Consider the following 18703-nt stretch of genomic DNA (forward strand, 5'->3'; position numbering starts at 1 on the left):
GTCCTGTGTTCCAGTCCGTAGTGCTATGAGTCATTCCCTGTCGCCTCTCAACCAACCGCGTATTGCGGCAGTCGGCCCCGCCGCTGGCCGCCGCCCGGGCGCGCCCCAGCTCACCAATCCGGCCCTGGATTACACTTACGACGGCTCGTTTGAGGGCTTGCTGTCGGTGCTGTTCCAGGTCTACGACCGGAAGGCGGCCCCCAACAGTATTCAGCCGGTAGGGGCGGTGCAGGGCGGCTTGTTCGTGCAGCCCGTGCTGATTGATACCGACGAAACGGCCGCCGCCCGCGTCTGGGACGGCCTGCTGCGCTACATGGATAAGGACGCCCGCACGCGCCTGTTTCACGTGTTTCTGAGCGAGCAGCCCGACCGGGAGTTGCTGGTCTTCCGTTATGCCGACCTAGCCATGCGCGCCGGCCGCGACATCTCCGAGCACTACGCCGACGACAACGTGCGCCGCGTGCAGCGAATAGCGCAGCAGATGTACCGCGAGAAGCACCGCATGGAGGCTTTCGTGCGTTTCGAGAAAACCCAGGATGGCTTGTTTCACGCCACTATCGACCCCGATTTCGATGTGCTGCCGCTCATCGCACCGCACTTCACCAAGCGCTACGCCGACCAGCGCTGGCTGATCTTCGATAAGCGCCGCCGCTACGGCCTCTACTACGACCTCACCCGCACCGACGTGGTGGAGTTTGAAAGTGCCGCTTCGCAGCGCAGTACCAGCGTGTCGGCCACCGTGCTGGACGAGCGGGAGCCGCTGTTCAAGCTGCTCTGGCAGTCGTATTTCGACCACGTAAACATCCCGGAGCGCAAGAACATGAAGCTGCACCGCCGCCACATGCCGCTGCGTTACTGGCGTTACCTCAGCGAAAAGCAGCCGCGCGAGCAGGCCTTCCGGCCCATCCAGAACAAGCGCCCGGTGCAGCCCGGCGGCCCGGCGCTGAGCGCGGCCCCGGCCGCAGGCGAGTAGGAGGGCGGCCGGAAACACGTAATTTGCGGCCTCATTCTGCCTCATCTGTCATCCTGAGCTTGCGAAGGACCTTACCACGCTAAAACGACCCGGGGCTACCTCCATTTGTTCTGGTGCGATAAGGTCCTTCGCAAGCTCAGGATGACAGCTGCTTTTCCCCCGACTTTCCGTCTATTTTATGGGTTCAACCACTCTCGTTTTCGGTGGCGCCGGCCAGCTGGGCCAATGCCTGCAGCACGTTGCCAAGGAGCGCAACCTGTCCGGTCTTGTTTTCCTGCCCGAAGCGCAGGCCAATATCCTCAACACCGAGACGCTGCAAGCCGTTTTTGCCGAGTACCGGCCTGCCTACGTTATCAACTGTGCCGCCTACACGGCCGTGGACAAGGCCGAAGACGAAGTGGACCTGGCCCGCAAAGTGAACTGCGACGGCGCCGAAAACCTGGCCCGCCTCTGCGGCGAGTTTGGCCCCACGCTGCTGCACATCAGCACCGATTTCGTGTTTGCTGGCACCGGCAACCAGCCCCTCCAGGAAACCGACGAAACCGCGCCCATCAGCGTTTACGGCCTCACCAAGCTGGAAGGCGAGCAGGTGATTCCCGGGCACACCGAGCGGTATTTCATTTTGCGCACCAGCTGGCTGTACTCCGAGTACGCCAACAACTTCGTGAAAACCATGCTGCGCTTCGGCAAGGAGCGCGACGAGATGCGCGTCATCTGGGACCAGCTGGGCACGCCCACCTACGCCATCGACCTGGCCGGCGTGCTGCTGCACATCATCGAAACCGGCAGCACCGCCTACGGCCTCTACCACTACAGCAACGAGGGCGTCACGTCGTGGTACGATTTTGCGGTGGCCATTTTCGAGCTGGGCGGCCTGCCCACCCGCACCGTGCCCATCCGTACCGCCGAGTACCCCACCAAAGCCACCCGCCCCGCCTTCTCTGTGATGGACAAGACCAAAGTGAAAACCACGTTGGGCGTGACTATTCCGCACTGGCGGGAGAGCCTAGTGGTGTGTATGGGGCGGCTGTAGCGGTAAAAGCCTCCAGGCAGCACGGCTATGCAGGAAGTCTACAACAACCGGCGCATCATCTGGGAGAGCAAGTCAAAGACGATCCGCAGTGTGATTTTCAGCTTTCTGTTCGTCGCAGGAGCTGTCTGGACGCGGGCTTCCTATTCGCCCTGGTTGTTCTGGTTTAATATCGTCTTCTTCGGTGGATGCGGAGCCGTTGCCCTCTACCAGTTGCTTTCGCCGCGCATCATGTTTGTGGCCCCGGGCAGCAAGTTGGGGCGGGAGATTCGCAAGGCGCTTGATGCAGAAGCAATGGAGCAGATTCAGTTCTTTGAGGGCGGCTTTTCGCTGCTGGAAAACCCGGATATGCCGCCGCGGGAGTATCACTGGAAAGAACTGGAGGCTGCCTTTGGCTACAAAACAGACTGCTATACCACTGACGAAATCTACCTGGACCTATTCTGGGCAGATGCGGCATGCCTGACGCTTTCCGAATCGACGCCGCAATGGCTCACCATTCTGGCTGAACTGCACAAGCATGCGCCCGCGGTGCCCCCGAACTGGTACGCCGACATTGCAGTTCCAGTGTTTGAAACCAAGCTTACGCTGTTGTTTGATGCGAAGGGCCGAAGTCAGACGGAAGCAGAACGGGCGTATTACGGCGCACCCGCTAAGCCGTAACTCCGCGCCCGTAAAACCGATTCAGCAGATACGCCATGCTGCCAAAGGCCAGCCCCACGGCGCACACGCCGGGCCACTGGAAATGGTCCCAGGCGAGGCCGCCCAGGAAGGAGCCGGCGGACGCCCCGATGAAGCATCCGGTCATGTAGACGGTGTTGAGGCGGCTGCGGGCTTCGGGCAGCAGCATGAAGATGCGGGTCTGGTTGGAAATGTGCGTCATCTGCTGGCCCACATCCAGAACGACGACGGCCACCACCAGCCCCACCAGATAGGTGCCCCCGAAGCCCAGCAGCAGGTACGCCCCCAGAAACATTAGAATCCCGAGGTTCAGCGCGTAGTCCGGGCCTTTGGTGTCGGCCGATTTGCCGGCGAAGGAAGCCGCCAGCGCGCCGCTGGCCCCGATGAGGCCGAATAGGCCGGCCACGTCACTGTGGTAGTGGTAGGCGTCGCTTTCCAGGAAGAACACCAGCGAAGTCCAGAAGGCGCTGAAGCCGCCGAACATGCAGGCCCCCACCAGCGCCGAGCGGCGCAGCACCGGCAGCGTGCCAGCCAGCGTGCCCAGCGAGCGGAGCAGACTGCCGTAGCTGCCCTGAAACGTAGGTTGGTTACGCGGCAGCATGCGTGCCAGAATACCCGTGAGCAGCACCATGATGGCCGCACCCACCCAGAACATCGTGCGCCACCCGAAGTGCAGCCCCACGTAGCCGCTAATCGTGCGCGACACCAGAATCCCGATCAGCAGCCCGCTCATCACGCGGCCTACCACCTTACCCCGGTCGGCGTCGGAGGCCAAGGAGGCGGCCATCGGAATCAGCAGCTGCGGTACTGCCGAAAATAGCCCGATCAGTAGGCTGGCCGCTGCCAGCGTGCCGAAGGTAGGCGCATACGCCGCGGCTGCTAGACACACGGCCGCGCACAGCAGCAGCCCCAGAATCAGTTGTTTCCGCTCGCGCTTGTCGCCGAGCGGCACCACAAACAGCAGCCCCAGCGTGTAGCCTACCTGCGTGACGGTGGCTATGAGGCTCACCTGGCTTTCGCGCAGCCCGAAGGTGCGCCCGATTTCGGCCAGCAGCGGCTGATTATAGTAGATATTGGCGACCACCAGGCCGCAGGTAATTGCCATCAGCCAGACCAGGCCGGGGGCCAGCGGCGGAGGAGCCGGCGCAGTAACGGCGCCAGCCTGCACAGATTCTCTCATGAAACACAAAGCGCCACGGCAGGCCGCCGTGGCGTAGATGAATGCAGAGAACTGCTAAACGGCGCGGAAGGTTGTGTGATGTAACGCGAAGCTTCTGCTTCGCGAACGAGTGCAGCAAGTAGCTACGCGGCTGGGCTGGTGGCGCGGTTCGGGTTACTCGCTTTGCTCGTCGCCAAGCTGGAGCTTAGCGTTACGCCGCGCACTGGCGCTTATACACGCCGGGCGTGATGCCTTCGTACTGCTTGAACAGCTTCTGGAAGTAGGCCGTGTTGTTGAAGCCCGCCCGAAAACACACGTCGGCCACGGTGCTGAGCGGGTTGCGCAGCAGGCGCTTGGCTTCGGAAAGGCGCTCCTGAATGATGAACTCCACAGGCGTGAGGCCCAGTTCGCGCTTGAACACCCGGAAGAACGTGGCCTTGCTCATGCAGGCCAGCTCCGAGAGTTTTTCGACGGTTATCTGCTCGGTGAGGTGCTGCTTGATGTACTGCACCACCGCCGCGAACCGGTGCGAGGTGGCGTGCTGCTGGTAGTTGTGGAACAGCAGCTGCCGGGCCTGGGTCTGCATCAGGCGCACCAGCATCTCCTGAATCGTGAAGTTGGCCAGCACGTCCTTCACCCGGCCGGTGTCGCGGGAGAGCTGCACGAGGCGCTCTAAAGTGCTGGTTAGCTCGGGCGTGTTGTGGAAGTGGGCGTGCTCGGTGGTGTCGAGCTGCCAGGGCAGGTGGGCTTCGGCGCGGGGCTGCTCTTCGTTGAGCAGGTCCACGGTCTGGCGGATGGTTTCGATGGGAATGGCCACGGCCAGGCACTGCGTGGGGCGATGTTCGTCGGCTTCCGGAAAGTCAATCACCATCGTCTCGTTCTCGCCCACAATCACCGACTCGCCGGGCAGGTACTCGAAGGCCGGGCGGCCTGCCAAGTGCATCACTTTCTTGCCCTGCAGCATGGTGGTCAGCACCACGTGGCCCATGCTCAGCGGCACTTGGTGGGCGGTGCGGTGCGTCTCAAACACGTTCAGCTCGAAGGCCTCCAGCGAGTACACCGTCCGGTTTTCTACCAAGGTGGTAAGCTGTTCGGGCTGGCGCAGGGCAATGGGAGCGGGCAGGTGGTGCGGCATAGCAACGAAGACGAAAAGCAGTTTTGACGTGTCCAGGATGTGGCTGCCGGATACATCTGCAACAGCTAAAGCTAAGGACAGTTCGGGCAGAAAGCAACGGCGCTGAAGCTCGGCCGGTATCAGACAAACCCAGCCGCCCGCCGGAGAGTTGCACGGGCGGTGAGTGAGTGCTTACAATGTTGCGACAATAGGTGGGGTTTATGCGAGGATACTACAATGGTTTCAAGTAATGGAAAGCCTAGCTTGGCCTACCAATAAACCCCACTAAACTCTCGCCAATGGAAACCCTGGAAAGAACCACCACGCTTATTGAGCGCCCCAAGTTCAAATCCCACTACGACAACTTCATTGGCGGCAAGTGGGTCGCGCCGGTTAACGGGCAGTATTTCGAGAACCCCTCGCCGATTGACGGCAAGGCCTTCTGCAAAGTAGCGCGCAGCACTAAGGAGGATATTGAGCTGGCCCTCGACGCCGCCCACGAGGCGTTTAAGAGCTGGAGCAAGGCCTCGGCCGCCACGCGCAGCAACGTGCTGCTCAAGATTGCCGACATCATGGAGGCCAATCTGGCCCATTTGGCCGCCGTGGAAACCGTGGAAAACGGCAAAGCCATCCGCGAAACCATGGCTGCCGACCTGCCCCTGTGCATCGACCACTTCCGCTACTTCGCCGGCGTTATCCGGGCCGAGGAAGGCTCCGCCACGGAGCTCAACGAAACCACCCTGTCGCTGGTGATTCAGGAGCCGCTGGGCGTGGTGGGCCAGATTATTCCCTGGAACTTCCCGCTGCTGATGGCCACCTGGAAGCTGGCGCCCGCCATTGCGGCCGGCTGCTGCGTGGTGATGAAGCCTGCCGAGCAGACGCCTGCCAGCATCATGGTGCTGATGGAACTGATTCAGGATGTGGTGCCGGCCGGCGTGATTAACGTGGTGAACGGCTTCGGGCTGGAAGCCGGCAAGCCGCTGGCTTCCAACAAGCGCGTACAGAAGGTGTCGTTCACGGGTGAAACCACCACAGGCCGCCTGATTCTGCAATACGCCGCCGAAAATATCATCCCCGTGACTATGGAGTTGGGCGGCAAGTCGCCGAACATCTTCTGCAAATCGGTGATGGATGCCGACGACGATTTCCTGGATAAGTGCCTGGAAGGTGCGGCCATGTTTGCCCTCAACCAGGGCGAAATATGCACCTGCCCCTCGCGCCTGCTCATCCACGAGGACATCTACGACGAGTTTATGCCCCGCCTGATTGAGCGCGTAAAAGCCATCAAGCTCGGCCACCCGCTCGACCCCGAAACCATGATGGGCGCGCAGGCCAGCAACGACCAGTACGAGAAAATCCTGAGCTACCTGGAAATCGGGAAGGCCGAAGGCGCCGAGGTGCTGACCGGCGGCGATGCCCACCGCGACCATGCCCACGACGAGCTGCACGACGGCTACTACATCCAGCCCACCATCTTCCGCGGCCACAACAAAATGCGGATTTTCCAGGAGGAAATCTTCGGCCCGGTGCTGTCCGTGACGACGTTCAAAGACAACGACGAGGCCATTGAGCTGGCCAACGACACGCTTTACGGCCTCGGCGCCGGCCTCTGGAGCCGCGACGCGCACGAGCTGTACCAGATGCCCCGCGCCATTCAGGCCGGCCGCGTGTGGGTGAACTGCTACCACGACTACCCCGCCGGCGCCCCGTTCGGTGGCTACAAGGCCTCCGGTTTCGGTCGCGAAAACCACAAGATGATGCTGGGCCACTACCGGCAGACCAAGAACATGCTGATTTCCTACAGCCAGCAGAAACTGGGCTTCTTTTAGGCCGCCGCATCTTGGGTAAGTGAAATGGTGAGTTGCTGTTCGGTAAGCCTGACCAAGGCTGGTGGAACAGCAGCTCACCATTCGCTTGTGTGGAAGGCGCCTGCAACGCTTGGCGGCGCGTTTGCGTCTTGTGGATAACCTTCAGGACTATAACGTACTACTCCTTATGCTGCTTATGAAAGTTTCCTTGCTTGCGTTGCTGCCAATGGTAGCGGCCACGGCGGCCTCGGCCCAGAAACTGCCGTTGCCGGGCCAGAAAAACCCGGACTGGACACTGCTGAAAACAGAAGGCCTCCACCAGGATGAAGTGGTTGAATCTGATCAGCCGCAGCCGGTGCCCATGCCCAACATGGATGCCCGTGGCGGCGTGAAGGACAGCGGTGGCCAGTGGGTTATCTACTACGATCCGCTCCGCAACGTACGCTACAACATGGCCGACCTGAAAAAAGGCCGGTTGCGGGCCCAGGATTTGCGCACCGGCACCGTGTACACGTACGCGCCCAAAAAAGGCGCACACCCTAAGCCGTTGAAGTAAACGGTTTTTTTCTTCTCCCCAGCCGCCCTGCGCGGCCGATTTTGTTCGCTCTATGTCGTCCCAGTCCCAAACTCCCCGCGTCCTCGTGACGCCCGCCGCCGAGGCCACCATCGATTTGCTGCGCGACGAGCACGGCCCGCTGATGTTCCACCAGAGCGGCGGCTGCTGCGACGGCTCGTCGCCGATGTGCTTTGCCAAGGGCGAGTTCCGCATCGGCGGCAACGACGTGTGGCTGGGCCAGATCCACGGTTGCGACTTTTTCATGAGCACCAGCCAGTTTGAGTACTGGCAGCACACCCAGCTCACCGTAGACGTGGTGAAAGGCCGTGGGGCCAGCTTCTCACTGGAAATCCCACTGGGCGTCCGGTTCCTGATTCGCTCCCGGCTGTTCACGCAGGAAGAAGAAGCAAACATGGCCCCCGCACTGCAAGGCGAAGAATATCTGGAAAGCCAGCAGGCGTAGCAGCAAGCCTGCATTCAGCCCAAGCACCAAAGAGTAAATCGCCCCCGGCAACTGAGTTGCCGGGGGCGATTTACTTTTCGACAGATAAAGTCGGCTAGATAAAATCGGCGCCGGCCACAAAATCCGTGCAATCCGCTTAAATCTGTGTCAATCTATGATCCTAGTTGGCCACTTTCACGGGCAGGCCTTCGAGCTGCACGTAGCTGAGCTTCCAGGCGTTTTTGGCGTTCTTTTTCCAGAGCAGGATGAAGTTGCCTTCGCCTTCGCCGCGGGGCTGGCCGGGCGTTTCGGGCAGCACTTCCGTGGAGAACGTGCCGGCCTCGTAGGCCATCGTGGCGTCGGAGCCGGTGGAGGTTCCGTAGAGCTTCAGGTCAGCAATAGTACCCATGGTAGCCCGCACCCACTTATCGGCCACTTCCGACTTGCCATTGAAGCGCGTGGCGCCTTGGGCGTACTGCACGTCGTCGGCCAGCAGCGAGTCGATCTGCAGGGTGTTCTTGGCGTTCCAGGCTCCTACGAACTGCTGGTTGAGCGTTTTTACGTCGACTGCGGCAGTTTCAGGAGCGGATTTGGAGCAGGAGGCCAGCAGAGCACCCCCGAGCAGGAGACCGAGAAAGGGTTTCATGAGAACAGGTTTTGGTAAGAGAAAAGGGAGAGAGCAGAACGGGAAAAACGGAAGCTGAATGGCGAGCTAACAGAAAACCCAGGTGCAAAGACCTGGGTTTTCTGTTAGCACTAAGGCCGGAAATCTACCAGCTCTTACGACGCACCTCCGAAGAAGGGTAAGCGGCGTTACGGTTGCCATACGACTCGTTTGGCAGGTAACCGGTGCTCATAGCAAAAGCTGAAGGGCTGGAAGCAGCGGGAGCCAAGCTGTTCATCATGGAAGGAGCAGCAGAGGCGGCAGCCGTAGCGGCCATGGCGTTGTTGTTGTTAGCGCGGGCCGTGGCGTTGCCTTTGGCAATACCGGCACGGTAAGCAGCGGCGCGGTTCGCTTCGGAACGGCGGGCGGCAGCTACACGGGCAGCTTCGGCGCGGCGCTTGTTGTCGGCGTTGCGGCCGATGACGTAGCCCAGGCCACCACCAGCAGCGCCACCCACGGCCCCGCCTACTACGCGGTTTTTCTTGTTGATGAGGGCACCGGCAGCAGCGCCACCCAATCCACCAATCACGGCTCCTTTAGCGCTGGAGCTAATCTTGCGGTCCTGAGCGTAGCCGCTAAGGATGGTGGAGAAGAACATCACAAATGCGAGAAACAAACTTGCCTTTTTCATGACTAAGGAGAATTAATGTTTGAAGGGCCTGTGACCCGGTTTCGGGGAAAGAATTACAAGCACCATGCCAATACGAACGGAAGGTATGTCAGGTTTAGCTCATCAGTGCTGAGCCGGCAAATGCCCTGCAGCCGTTGCCGGGGGTAAAAACAGCGCTGCAATTGGCGGGAAAGCACATTTGCGCGTATGAACCGCTATGAAAGAAAAATTACTTTTCCGGGTGGCAAAAAGTTTTTCGCTGCCCGGACTCGGGATATTACTTTTACCGGAAACCGCCCCGCCCGACTTAGCTGCGCTGGCTCTGCACACGCATCTGCGCCTGCACCTGCGCTACTCTGATGGCCGACAGGTGGCCACCATTGCCAGCGTAGAAGAAATAGCCGGCCCCGACACGCCCGAAACCCGCACCCTGCTCCTGACCGAGCCCGATGCCCAGCCCGTACCCGCCGGCACGGAAGTGTGGTGGGCCAGCGAGGAGGAACCGGCAGACTGGTAGCTATGGCGCGAGCCAGCTGTTGGCGTCGAGCCAGTTTTGGAGCCGCTCGGCCCAGTCGTCTTTGGTAGTTGGGTTGCGCAGGCCGAAGCCGTGGCCGCCTTTGGGGTAGAGGTGCATTTCGGCGGGCACGCTGTGGCGCACGCAGGCTTCGTAAAACCGCACGCTGTTGAGCACGGGCACCGTTTGGTCGTCCTGGGCGTGCACCAGGAAGGTGGGCGGCGTCTGGGGCGTTACCTGCTGCTCGTTGGAGTAGAGATGGATCTGGTCGGGGGTGGGCGTGGGGCCGAGCAGGCTGCGGCGCGAGCCGGCGTGGGCCAGGCTATCCGTGAAGCTGATGACGGGGTAGAGCAGCACCAGTAAATCGGGCCGGACGGAGGTGGCGTCGGTGGTAGCGCCTATTGGCTGCGCGAAGTGCGTGCCGGCCGTGGAAGCCAGGTGCCCGCCCGCCGAGAAGCCCATCAGCCCAATCCGGGTCGGGTTGAGGCCGTATTCGGCGGCGCGCTGACGCACCAGCCGGATGGCCTGCTGGGCATCCTGCAGCGGCGCGGTGGTTTTGTCGGGCTGCAGCTGGTCGTTGGGAAGACGGTATTTGAGCACGAAAGCCGTGACGCCCATCTCGGTGAGCCGTTTGGCCACGTCGGAGCCTTCGTTGTCCATGGACAGCCGCACGTAGCCGCCGCCGGGGCAGATGATGACGGCCGTGCCGTTGGCCTTGTCCCTGGCCGGCCGAAACACCTGCAGGGTCGGCTGCACCACGTCGGACACCCGAATGCCGCCGTTTTCGAGCGTGATGCTCTTTTCCTGCAGGCTGCTGGGCCGGGAGTTCGGGATGGTGTTCGAGTAGATGGAAAACGGGGCGCTTTGCGCGTGCAGCAGCAGGGGTAGGCATCCCATAACAACGGTGGACCAGAGGGCTTTCATGCAGCCGGGAAATAGGTGAAACCAGACCTGAGCAGATACGCGCTGTCGCAGCGTAAGTTAGGCGCTCAACAGGCCGGCCGTGGCTTTCTTCAGGATGGTCGAACTGCTCCAGGCGCGCAGGTTCTGCTGCACTGCCTCCGGTACCGCTTGCCGGGTGCGGCCCTGCAGGTCGGCGTAGGCTTCAATCAGCTTGCGGGTGTTGCGTAGCGGTGCGGCCGGCAGCAGCGGCAGCAGGCTGTCCAGCAGCTGGCGCTGCGCGTCATCCACCAGCGCGCTGATGGCACGGGCTTGGGCCAGCGCATCGGTGAGGCGCTGCACGGGTGCGAAACCGGTGGCCAGCAGTTGGCCCAGAACGGTGCCCAGCGCCCCTGGCACCAGTCGGCTGTTTTCCGTGGCGGCCAGCAGCACTTCCAGCGCCACGGCCCGGCAGTTGGGGGCGGCGTGCGTGAGGCTGAGGGCCAGCAGCAGCGTGGCGGCTTCCGTGAAGGCCGGCCCCGGCAGCAGCAGGCTGTGCAGCACCACCCGCAGGGCATCCTGCGACGACGTGTCTTTGCCGGCAGTGCGGCAGCCGATGCGGATCAGGTGCCAGTACAGCGGCTCGGGGTGGTTGGGCAGCAGCGTGAGCAGAAACGGCAGGTCCGTGGCCGTAGCCCACAGCGAATAGTTGTTGCGGGCCGCCACGCTGGCGTGCAGCGAATACAGCAGCAGGCCGGAGGGGAGCTTGTGCTGCGGCATTGGCGCGTCTACCACCAGCTCCTGCCAGTATTCGGTCACTTCGGGCTTCTCTTTGTTCCAGGTCTGCTTGTAGGTGTGCGAGTTCTGCTGGACTTTCCAGGTGGGATGCCAGGGCGTATCCACGCCGGGGTAGGAGGCGCAGTGCTGCAGGGCCGGTAGCGTGGCGTGGGGCTGGCGGGTGCGGGCCGCTACTGCCCACAGCCAGGGCAGCGCGCCGGTGCAGTCGGGGCTGGCGGCTGGGGCAGCTGTGTTGCGCAGAAACGGAATCAGCTGGGCCAGACGGCCCGAAAACCGGCGTTGCGGCGGCTTCGGTAGGGTAGCCGGCAGCGCTACTTCTGATGTGGTAGGCCCCAGAAACGAAGTCAACAGCTGACGCAGGTCGGCGTTGCGGAAGCGGGGCAGCAGGGTGCGGGCCGTGGCCGCGTCGTCGGGGGAGGCCAGGGCAGTGCGGGCCAGGGCTAGGCACAGGTCGGCGGAGTTGGGTTCCTGGCCGGCGGCTTCATACTCCAGCAGCTTCTGTACCAGCACGGAGGGCGCCACCCAGTGCGGCGCGTGGGTGGGCGTGCTGAGCAGCGGCAGCGGCGCGGCAAAGGCCCACAGGGCTTCTTCCACGGCGCCCAGGCGCTGCTGCTCCACGCGCAGCAGCGGGTCGGGGTGGTGGTACTGGGCGGGGCTCAAGGGCACCTGCTGCACTTTCAGGTGCGGAAACCCCAGGTACCAGCTCATAAGTAAGGCCAACAGCAGCTCCTGCTGCCCGTTGTGGTTGCCAAAGGAAAACGAGAGCAACCCCGCCCGCGTCTCCTCCTCCGACTTGCCCTGCAGCACCCAGGGCAGCGCCTGCACCAGATAGGGGTGCAGCTGCCGGGCATAGTCGGCCGGAAACTGGCCGCGCAGGCGCAGCAGGCCGTCCAGCCAGCGCTCCACCTCCGCCGGCTGGCGCTGCTGCACCAGCTGCCCGGTCAGGAACAGCAGCTCGTGCCAGTCGCGCACCGGCGTAATGGCCGTGGCGGCAGAAATATCGGGCACGAAGCCGGTTTGCGGCACGTAGGAAACAGCGTCGCTGAAAGACGGATCATCGTCTTCCAGCGGCAAATAGGGCAGGAGCAGGGTGCGGGCGGCCGGGGCCAGCAGGTCGGCGTAGAGGCAGAGGCCGGCGATGGTATCGGCGGCTTCGGCGGCCGTGAGTAGCGGCCTGGTGGCGCTGAGCAGGGTTTTCAGGAGTTTGGCGGCGCGCTCCTGAACGGTGGCATCAGCGTGGGCGAGGGCCGTGGAGGCCAGGGCCGCCAGCGTGGGCGCCACGCCGGCTTCGCGCTTCAGCAGCTTCTCCAGCCCACCAAACAGGGCCCGGATGCCGGTTTTAATATCGTGGCGGGTAAGCAGGCTTTCGGCGTAGAGCAGCGGCGGGGCGGGCGCGAAACCAGGATGCGCCCACAGGTCTTTGAGCTGATCAAGCGCGAAGTTGACGACCAGCGGCAGCGGGTGGGCCAGCAGGTCTACCAAATCGGCCTGGCGGTCCAGCCGCTCGGCTAGCGTCGGCTGCAGACCTAAATACAGGTTTTTGAACCATGTCAGGAGCGGGCGACGGAAGTCGCGGCGCAAAGCCATCAGACTGCGGCTGAGCAGGTCAGCGCGCTGCAGGTGGCCCGCATCTGCTAGGCGCATCATCAGCGTGGTCCAGGTGGTTTGCGCCTCCTGCTGCCGGTAGATGGCGGCCGAATCCACCATCGTGTCGAAATCAAACAGCAGGGGCAAGTCGCGCTCCAGCAACGTGGAATCAGCCTGCAGGGAGTAGATAATCTCGGGAGTAAGGTCCTGGGTTTGGCTCCGGCTATCATGGCTGAAGGCAAGCAGGTGCTGCGCTAGCGACTGGGCAAACAGCCAGGCATCGTACTCCACCAGACCCGCCTCAGCCAGCTCCCGCAGGCGGGTGTACCCGATAACCTGCCAGGGTGAGCTGCGCGTCACGCGCAACAGCCACTCCGTCAGCCAAACCGGCCGGGCGTGCAGCAGTATCTGCACCAGCAGCTCCCATTGTCCGGGTTCCTGCCGGGCGTGGCTGTTATGGAAATTCCAGGGCAGATCAAACGCCCGCGTAGCAGCCTCTTTGCGCGAGTAGGAGGCCACGCCCGCCAGAAACAGCAGTGGTGCCCGCTCAAATGGTAACCGGCCGTTGCCCAGGTTCCAGTTGTTCATTTCGCGGTACAGGACCTTGGTTTTCTGGCGTACGGCCAACAGATCCTGCTTGCCAAGCGGCAGCAGAAAGTCAACCATATCCTGCAGCTTGCCGCGGCGGGCAATGCGTTCAAACGTTTCGATAGTGTTCATAGTCAGGTGAATATAATAGGTTGAGAAAGCTGGTTTTGGGCTTTCGATAACATGAATCAGCTCTGCACGAAGCGCAGCTGGGCGGCCAGCACGTGCTTGCAGGGGCCGCGCTGGCCTTGGTGGCCGCTGTACCAGGGGCAGGTGCAGCGGGCTGGCTCGGGGCCGCCTACCAGCACGGTATACCACACGCCGGTACCACGCACCCGGGCCTCGGTGCGGCCCTGGGGGCCGATGCTCACCAGCTGCACATCGTCGGCGGCGGAGAGCAGGGCGCGGGCGTTTTTCAGGCGCGGGTTGAGGCTCAGGATGCGCTGGGTTTTGAAGGGCAGGCGGCGGTAGAAATACTGGTTTTCGAGCAGGTCGAAGCCCAGCAGGCCCATGGCCGAGAGGCTGGCGCAGAGGCGGTCCACGGTGTCGGGGGCGAGGCCGTGCTCCAGGGCAAACAGGGTGGGGTTGAAGGTTTCGTTGCCCCGGAACAGGGCATTGGCCCCGGCCACCCACTCGGCGGGCAACTCGTCCACCAAGGCCTCCAACTGGTTGCCCTCGCCCGAAAACCCGCGCCATGCATCCGCCGACAGCGCCAGCACAAACTGCTGGCCACCGCCCAGATCCAGCACGAAGGCCGCCGCCTGCCCGTTGGGCGCGGCGTACACGCGCAGGGCCTCACACAGCGGCAGCAGGCCTTCCAGCAGCCGCAGCCGGTGCACGCCGCCCACCCGCACTGCGCCGGGGCTGGCCACGGCCGCAAAGCTGGGCCGCGGGCCGCGCAACACCAGGAAAAAATCGGTGCGGGCGGTGCCGGCGGGCAGGCTCTGCACCAGCTGCACGGCCTGCAGACGCGTGAGGCGCATCTTTTCCTCCATCTGGGCCAAGTAGCCCTGCACGGTGGTCAGGCCTTTGATCCAGCGCTCCGGCAGCGCCACTTTGCGCTCGGTCACGCGCCCGGCGGCCCGCTCCAGCACCACTTCCTGCTCGCCCACCGACAGCAGCACCGGCTCGGTGCGCGAAATGCGGGCCAGGGCATTCACCATCGGCTCATTGAAATCGACGTTGGTGGTGCCGCTGCACAGAAACTCGCCGTCCAGCGCCTCGGGGCCCAGGTCAAGGCGGGCGTACACGCCATTGCATGAGGAAAAGGCCTCGAACCGCAGCCGCCCGGCCCCGGCCGTCACGATTGGGTCGCGCAGCACGGCGCTTTGGGGCACGAAGCGGGCGGCTACCACTTTGGCCAGCGTGCTCAGGCCCCGCGCTGCCAGCCATGAGTCGCGCAAACGGCCGCGGAAAAAGCAGGCCGTTCCTGCTGCTTCGGCAGCATCTTCGGCAAAGGCCGATAACAGCAGGGCCTGGCCCTCGGTCCCCGCTTCCAGCGCCGACGGCCGGGCGTAGGCATAAGCAAAATCAGTCATAGCAATGGCAGTTGATTACGATGCCAAGTAAGCGAATGATTTTGGCAAATACTAATTTTGTTAGTAAAAAATGAGTCATGTATCAGAGCCGCATGGCTAAATAATTTAGTTGGATATTATGTGCGGTGAAGCAGGCTGTAATGCCTGTAGAGACGCGTATTCGCGTCTTGTCGTTGCTGAGGTTGTTTATATGGATCGTTCGTAGTCATCCAATAGCAAGGCGCGTGTATATGTGTCGGATTTGCTAAATATGCTGGGGTTGCGTGGTGCCGGGTCGTTCAACGACGAGACGCGTATTCGCGTCTCTACACCAGACACGAAAAAGCCCCGGCAGCGGGGGCTGTCGGGGCTTTTTTAGTACTAGAGAACCAGATTACGCCGGTTGCGGGGCGGGAGAATGGTCGCCTTCGCCGGGGCCGGCTTCTTTGGGGCCGCCGTGCTCTTCGTCGGGCTTGTAGTTGGCTTCCAGCTCGGCCAGTTTCTCCTTGCCGTAGGCGAAGCGGGTGATGAGCACGTAGAGCACCGGCACAATGAAAATGGCCAGCAGCGTGGCCGAAATCATGCCGCCGAGCACCGTCCAGCCGATGGTCTGGCGGCTTTGGGCACCCGCGCCGGAGGCGAATACCAGTGGCAGCACGCCCAGGATGAAGGCCAGCGAGGTCATGATGATGGGGCGGAGGCGCAGGCGCACGGCTTCCAGGGTGGCATCCACCAGCGGCATGCCTTTATCCACCCGCTCCTTGGCAAACTCGATAATCAGAATGGCGTTCTTGGCCGACAAACCAATGAGCGTAATCAGACCAATCTGGGCGTAGACGTTGTTGGTGAGCTTGGGCAGGAAAATCAGGGCCAGAATAGCCCCGAATGCGCCCAGCGGCACGGCCAGCAGCACCGAGAAAGGCACCGACCAGCTTTCGTACAGGGCCGCCAGGAACAGGAACACGAACGTGAGCGACAGGGCGAAGATGTACACCGTCTGGCCGCCGGCCAGCTGCTCCTCGCGGGTCAGGCCCGAAAACTCGAAGCCGTAGCCGGCCGGCAACGACTGGGCCGCTGTTTCCTCCAGGGCCTTGATGGCGTCACCGGAGGAGTAGCCGGGAGCTGCGTTGCCGTTGATTTCGGCCGAGCGGAACAGATTGTAGTGCGAGATGAGCGGGGCCGATTCGTTGCGCTTGTAGCTGGTGAGCGTGCTCAGGGGCACCATGCCGCCGCTGCTGTTGCGCACGTAGTACTGGCCCAGGTTGCTGATGTCGCCGCGGTACATGCTGTCGGCCTGGGTTACCACGCGGAAGTTGCGGCCGTACACCGTGAAGTCGTTCACGTAGGCCGAGCCCAGGTAGGTGCGCAGCGCGGTGCCGATATCGGAGATGGACACGCCCAGCTTCTTGGCTTTTTCGCGGTCAATGGTCAGCTCGTAGCCGGGGGTGTTGGCGGTGAAGAACGAGAAGGCTCCGGTGATTTCGGGCCGCTTGCGCAGCGCATTCAGGAAGTTCTGCAGCTGCGCATCGAAGTTCTTGATGTCGCCGCCCGCCTCGCGCTCCTGGAGCACGAAGGAAAAGCCGCCGGTGTTGCCCAGGCCCGGAATAGCCGGCGGCGAAATCACCACCACGTTGGCTTCCTTGAAGCGGCTCATGCGCTTCTGGATGTTGGCAATTAGGCCCTGCAATTGCAGCTCCTCGTCCTTGCGCTCTTCCCAGGGTTCCAGCTGGCAGAATACGGTGCCGCTGTTCGATTTCGAGGAGAAGTTCACGGCGTTCAGGCCGCCCAGACCGGCGTAGTGCCGGATGCCCTTCACCTCGCTCAGCTCCTTCATAATGGCTTTCAGCGTGCCCACGGTGCGCTCGGTGGAGGCGGCTTCGGGCAGGTTGAAGGTGATGATGATGCGGCCTTCGTCCTCGGTCGGGATGAAGCCCCCGGGCTTCTTGGCAAACAGCAACCCGGTGCCGGCAATGATGCAGACCAGAATCACGACCACGAAGCGGCTGTGCTTGATGCCGCTTTGCACGCCCCGGCCGTACTTGCCGGTGACCTTGTCAAACCAGGTGTTGAACTTGTAGAAGAACTTGTCGAGGCCTTTCGAATTTTCGTCGCGCTTGTGGGGCTTGAGCAGCAGCACGCACAACGCCGGCGTGAGCGACAGGGCCACGAAAGCCGAGATAATCACGGAAATGGCAATGGTGATGGCGAACTGCTGGTACAGCCGCCCGGTGATGCCCGGAATGAAGCCCACCGGGACAAATACCGCCGCCAGAATCAAGGCAATGGCAATAACCGGGGCCGAAATTTCGCGCATGGCGGCCAGCGTGGCATCCAGCGGGTTCATGCCCCGCTCGTTCATATTGTGCTCCACGGCCTCCACCACCACAATAGCGTCATCGACCACAATCCCGATGGCCAGCACGAAGCCGAACATGGTAAGCGTGTTGATGGTGAAGCCCAGCGGGATGAACATGATGAACGTGCCGATGATGGACACCGGAATGGCTAGCACCGGAATGAGCGTGGAGCGCCAGCTCTGCAGGAACAGGAACACCACGATAATCACCAGCACCAGGGCTTCCACCAGCGTGTGGAGCACTTCCTCGATGGACACTTTCACGACCGAGGCGGCCTCAAACGGCACCACGTAATCGAGGTCGGCGGGGAACTGCTTTTTGAGCTGGTCCATGGTCGCCACCACGTTTTCGTAGGTTTCGAGGGCGTTGGCGCCGGGGGCCTGGTACACGAGCAGGTAGGCCGAGCGTTTGCCGTCCACGAAGGAGTTGTTGGCGTAGTTGAACTTGCCCAGCTCCAGCCGCGCCACGTCCTTGAGGTACACCACCGAGCCGTCGTCGGGGCGGGTTTTCACGATGACGTTGCCGAACTCCTCGGTGTTGGTCAGGCGGCCTTTCACGAACACGATGTACTCAAACGTCTGGCCGGTCTGGGCCGGGGGCGCGCCGATGGAGCCGGCCGCAATCTGGGCGTTCTGCTCCTGAATGGCGGCCGTGACTTCCTGGGCCGTGACGCCGAGCTGGCTGAGCTTATCGGGCTTGAGCCACACGCGCATCGAGAAGTCGTCGGCGCGGCTCACGATGTCGCCCACGCCCTTGGTGCGCAGCAGGGCGTCCTTCACGAACACGTTGGCGTAGTTGTCGAGGAAGGTGGTGTTGTGGGTGCCTTTGGGCGCGTACATGGCCACCAGCATCAGAATGCTGGGGTTCCGCTTGCGCACCACCAAGCCCAGGCGCTGCACTTCCTGCGGCAGCGTGGGCTGGGCAATGCCCACGCGGTTCTGCACATCGAGGGCGGCAATGTTGATGTCGGTGCCCACCTCGAAGTTCACCGTCATGCTCATCTGCCCGTTGCTGGTGCTGTTGCTTTGCAGGTAAGTCATGCCGGGCGTGCCGTTCACCTGCACTTCCACGGGCGTGGCCACGGTCTGCTCCACGGTTTGGGCGTCGGCGCCGGTGTAGGTACCGCTCACGGATACGGTGGGCGGCGTAATCTCCGGATACTGCCCCACGGGCAGGTTCAGGATGGCCAGCACGCCCACCAGCACAATCACCAGGGAGGTGACAATGGCCGTAACGGGACGCCGGATAAAGGTTTCTGCAATCATGTTGTAGTGCTTAGTGCGTGGTGCTCAGCAGCGCGTCAGGCGGTCGTGCTGAGCGTAGTCGAAGCATCTCTACCTCTGGATAATGAATGATGGAGCAGCGGCTCCGTAGCCCAAGGTTTAAACCCTGGGCTATTGAATTGTCCGAACGAAGCGGTAGAGAT

The 18703-nt window shown here is 62.4% G+C and carries 15 protein-coding genes; 7 read left to right on the forward strand and 8 right to left on the reverse strand.

The features are described 5' to 3' along the window. Positions 1-25: 25 nt before the first annotated feature. The 3 genes from O3303_RS18745 (at position 26) to O3303_RS18755 (ending at position 2666) form a co-directional block, all read left to right on the forward strand. Positions 26-973 (forward strand): TIGR03915 family putative DNA repair protein, encoded by a 948-nt coding sequence (locus O3303_RS18745; RefSeq protein WP_269559894.1) that lies wholly within the window; start codon positions 26-28, stop codon positions 971-973. Positions 974-1151: 178 nt separating this feature from the next. Further along, positions 1152-2006: a dTDP-4-dehydrorhamnose reductase gene (gene rfbD, locus O3303_RS18750; RefSeq protein ID WP_269559895.1), complete on the forward strand. Its 855-nt coding sequence runs from the start codon at positions 1152-1154 to the stop codon at positions 2004-2006. Positions 2007-2033: 27 nt separating this feature from the next. Further along, entirely contained in the window at positions 2034-2666 is a 633-nt protein-coding gene (locus O3303_RS18755) for a hypothetical protein (RefSeq protein ID WP_269559896.1), read from the forward strand. Here O3303_RS18755 and O3303_RS18760 read toward each other — a convergent pair. Together O3303_RS18760 and O3303_RS18765 are read right to left on the reverse strand one after the other, a co-directional pair. Then, positions 2656-3864, reverse strand: coding sequence for an MFS transporter (locus O3303_RS18760; RefSeq protein WP_269559897.1), 1209 nt, complete (start codon positions 3862-3864; stop codon positions 2656-2658). The genes O3303_RS18755 and O3303_RS18760 overlap by 11 nt on opposite strands. 190 nt (positions 3865-4054) lie before the next feature. Beyond that, positions 4055-4978, reverse strand: coding sequence for an AraC family transcriptional regulator (locus tag O3303_RS18765; protein WP_269559898.1), 924 nt, complete (start codon positions 4976-4978; stop codon positions 4055-4057). Between the two features lie 278 nt (positions 4979-5256). On the opposite strand from O3303_RS18765, the gene O3303_RS18770 reads away from it, so the two are divergent. The 3 genes from O3303_RS18770 to O3303_RS18780 all read left to right on the forward strand — a co-directional run bounded on the left by O3303_RS18770 (position 5257) and on the right by O3303_RS18780 (position 7784). Further along, positions 5257-6786, forward strand: coding sequence for an aldehyde dehydrogenase family protein (locus O3303_RS18770; RefSeq protein WP_269559899.1), 1530 nt, complete (start codon positions 5257-5259; stop codon positions 6784-6786). Between the two features lie 175 nt (positions 6787-6961). After that, the gene (locus tag O3303_RS18775) at positions 6962-7321 is read left to right on the forward strand and encodes a hypothetical protein (protein WP_269559900.1); all 360 of its coding nucleotides are present in this window, start codon (positions 6962-6964) and stop codon (positions 7319-7321) included. A 52-nt stretch (positions 7322-7373) separates the two neighbouring features. After that, positions 7374-7784, forward strand: coding sequence for a DUF779 domain-containing protein (locus tag O3303_RS18780; protein WP_269559901.1), 411 nt, complete (start codon positions 7374-7376; stop codon positions 7782-7784). Between the two features lie 160 nt (positions 7785-7944). On the opposite strand, the gene O3303_RS18785 is transcribed toward O3303_RS18780, so the two are convergent. Further along, a complete protein-coding gene (locus O3303_RS18785) occupies positions 7945-8409 on the reverse strand; it encodes a YybH family protein (protein WP_269559902.1) in 465 nt (154 codons plus the stop codon). A 124-nt stretch (positions 8410-8533) separates the two neighbouring features. Then, positions 8534-9025, reverse strand: coding sequence for a YMGG-like glycine zipper-containing protein (locus O3303_RS18790; protein ID WP_269561933.1), 492 nt, complete (start codon positions 9023-9025; stop codon positions 8534-8536). Positions 9026-9278: 253 nt separating this feature from the next. On the opposite strand from O3303_RS18790, the gene O3303_RS18795 reads away from it, so the two are divergent. Further along, positions 9279-9554 (forward strand): hypothetical protein, encoded by a 276-nt coding sequence (locus O3303_RS18795; protein ID WP_269559904.1) that lies wholly within the window; start codon positions 9279-9281, stop codon positions 9552-9554. Here the strand turns inward: O3303_RS18795 and O3303_RS18800 are convergent, their stop codons facing one another. The 4 genes from O3303_RS18800 to O3303_RS18815 form a co-directional block, all read right to left on the reverse strand. Next, a complete protein-coding gene (locus O3303_RS18800) occupies positions 9555-10475 on the reverse strand; it encodes an alpha/beta hydrolase (RefSeq protein ID WP_269559905.1) in 921 nt (306 codons plus the stop codon). A gap of 57 nt (positions 10476-10532) precedes the next feature. Then, a complete protein-coding gene (locus O3303_RS18805; protein ID WP_269559906.1) occupies positions 10533-13535 on the reverse strand; it encodes a DUF6493 family protein in 3003 nt (1000 codons plus the stop codon). 56 nt (positions 13536-13591) lie between these two features. Further along, positions 13592-14941: an SWIM zinc finger family protein gene (locus O3303_RS18810; RefSeq protein WP_269559907.1), complete on the reverse strand. Its 1350-nt coding sequence runs from the start codon at positions 14939-14941 to the stop codon at positions 13592-13594. A gap of 373 nt (positions 14942-15314) precedes the next feature. Continuing rightward, the gene (locus O3303_RS18815; RefSeq protein ID WP_269559908.1) at positions 15315-18542 is read right to left on the reverse strand and encodes an efflux RND transporter permease subunit; all 3228 of its coding nucleotides are present in this window, start codon (positions 18540-18542) and stop codon (positions 15315-15317) included. Between the last annotated feature and the right edge of the window lie 161 nt (positions 18543-18703).

It is taken from the genome of Hymenobacter canadensis, from assembly GCF_027359925.1.
In the GTDB taxonomy this organism is placed as follows: domain Bacteria; phylum Bacteroidota; class Bacteroidia; order Cytophagales; family Hymenobacteraceae; genus Hymenobacter; species Hymenobacter canadensis.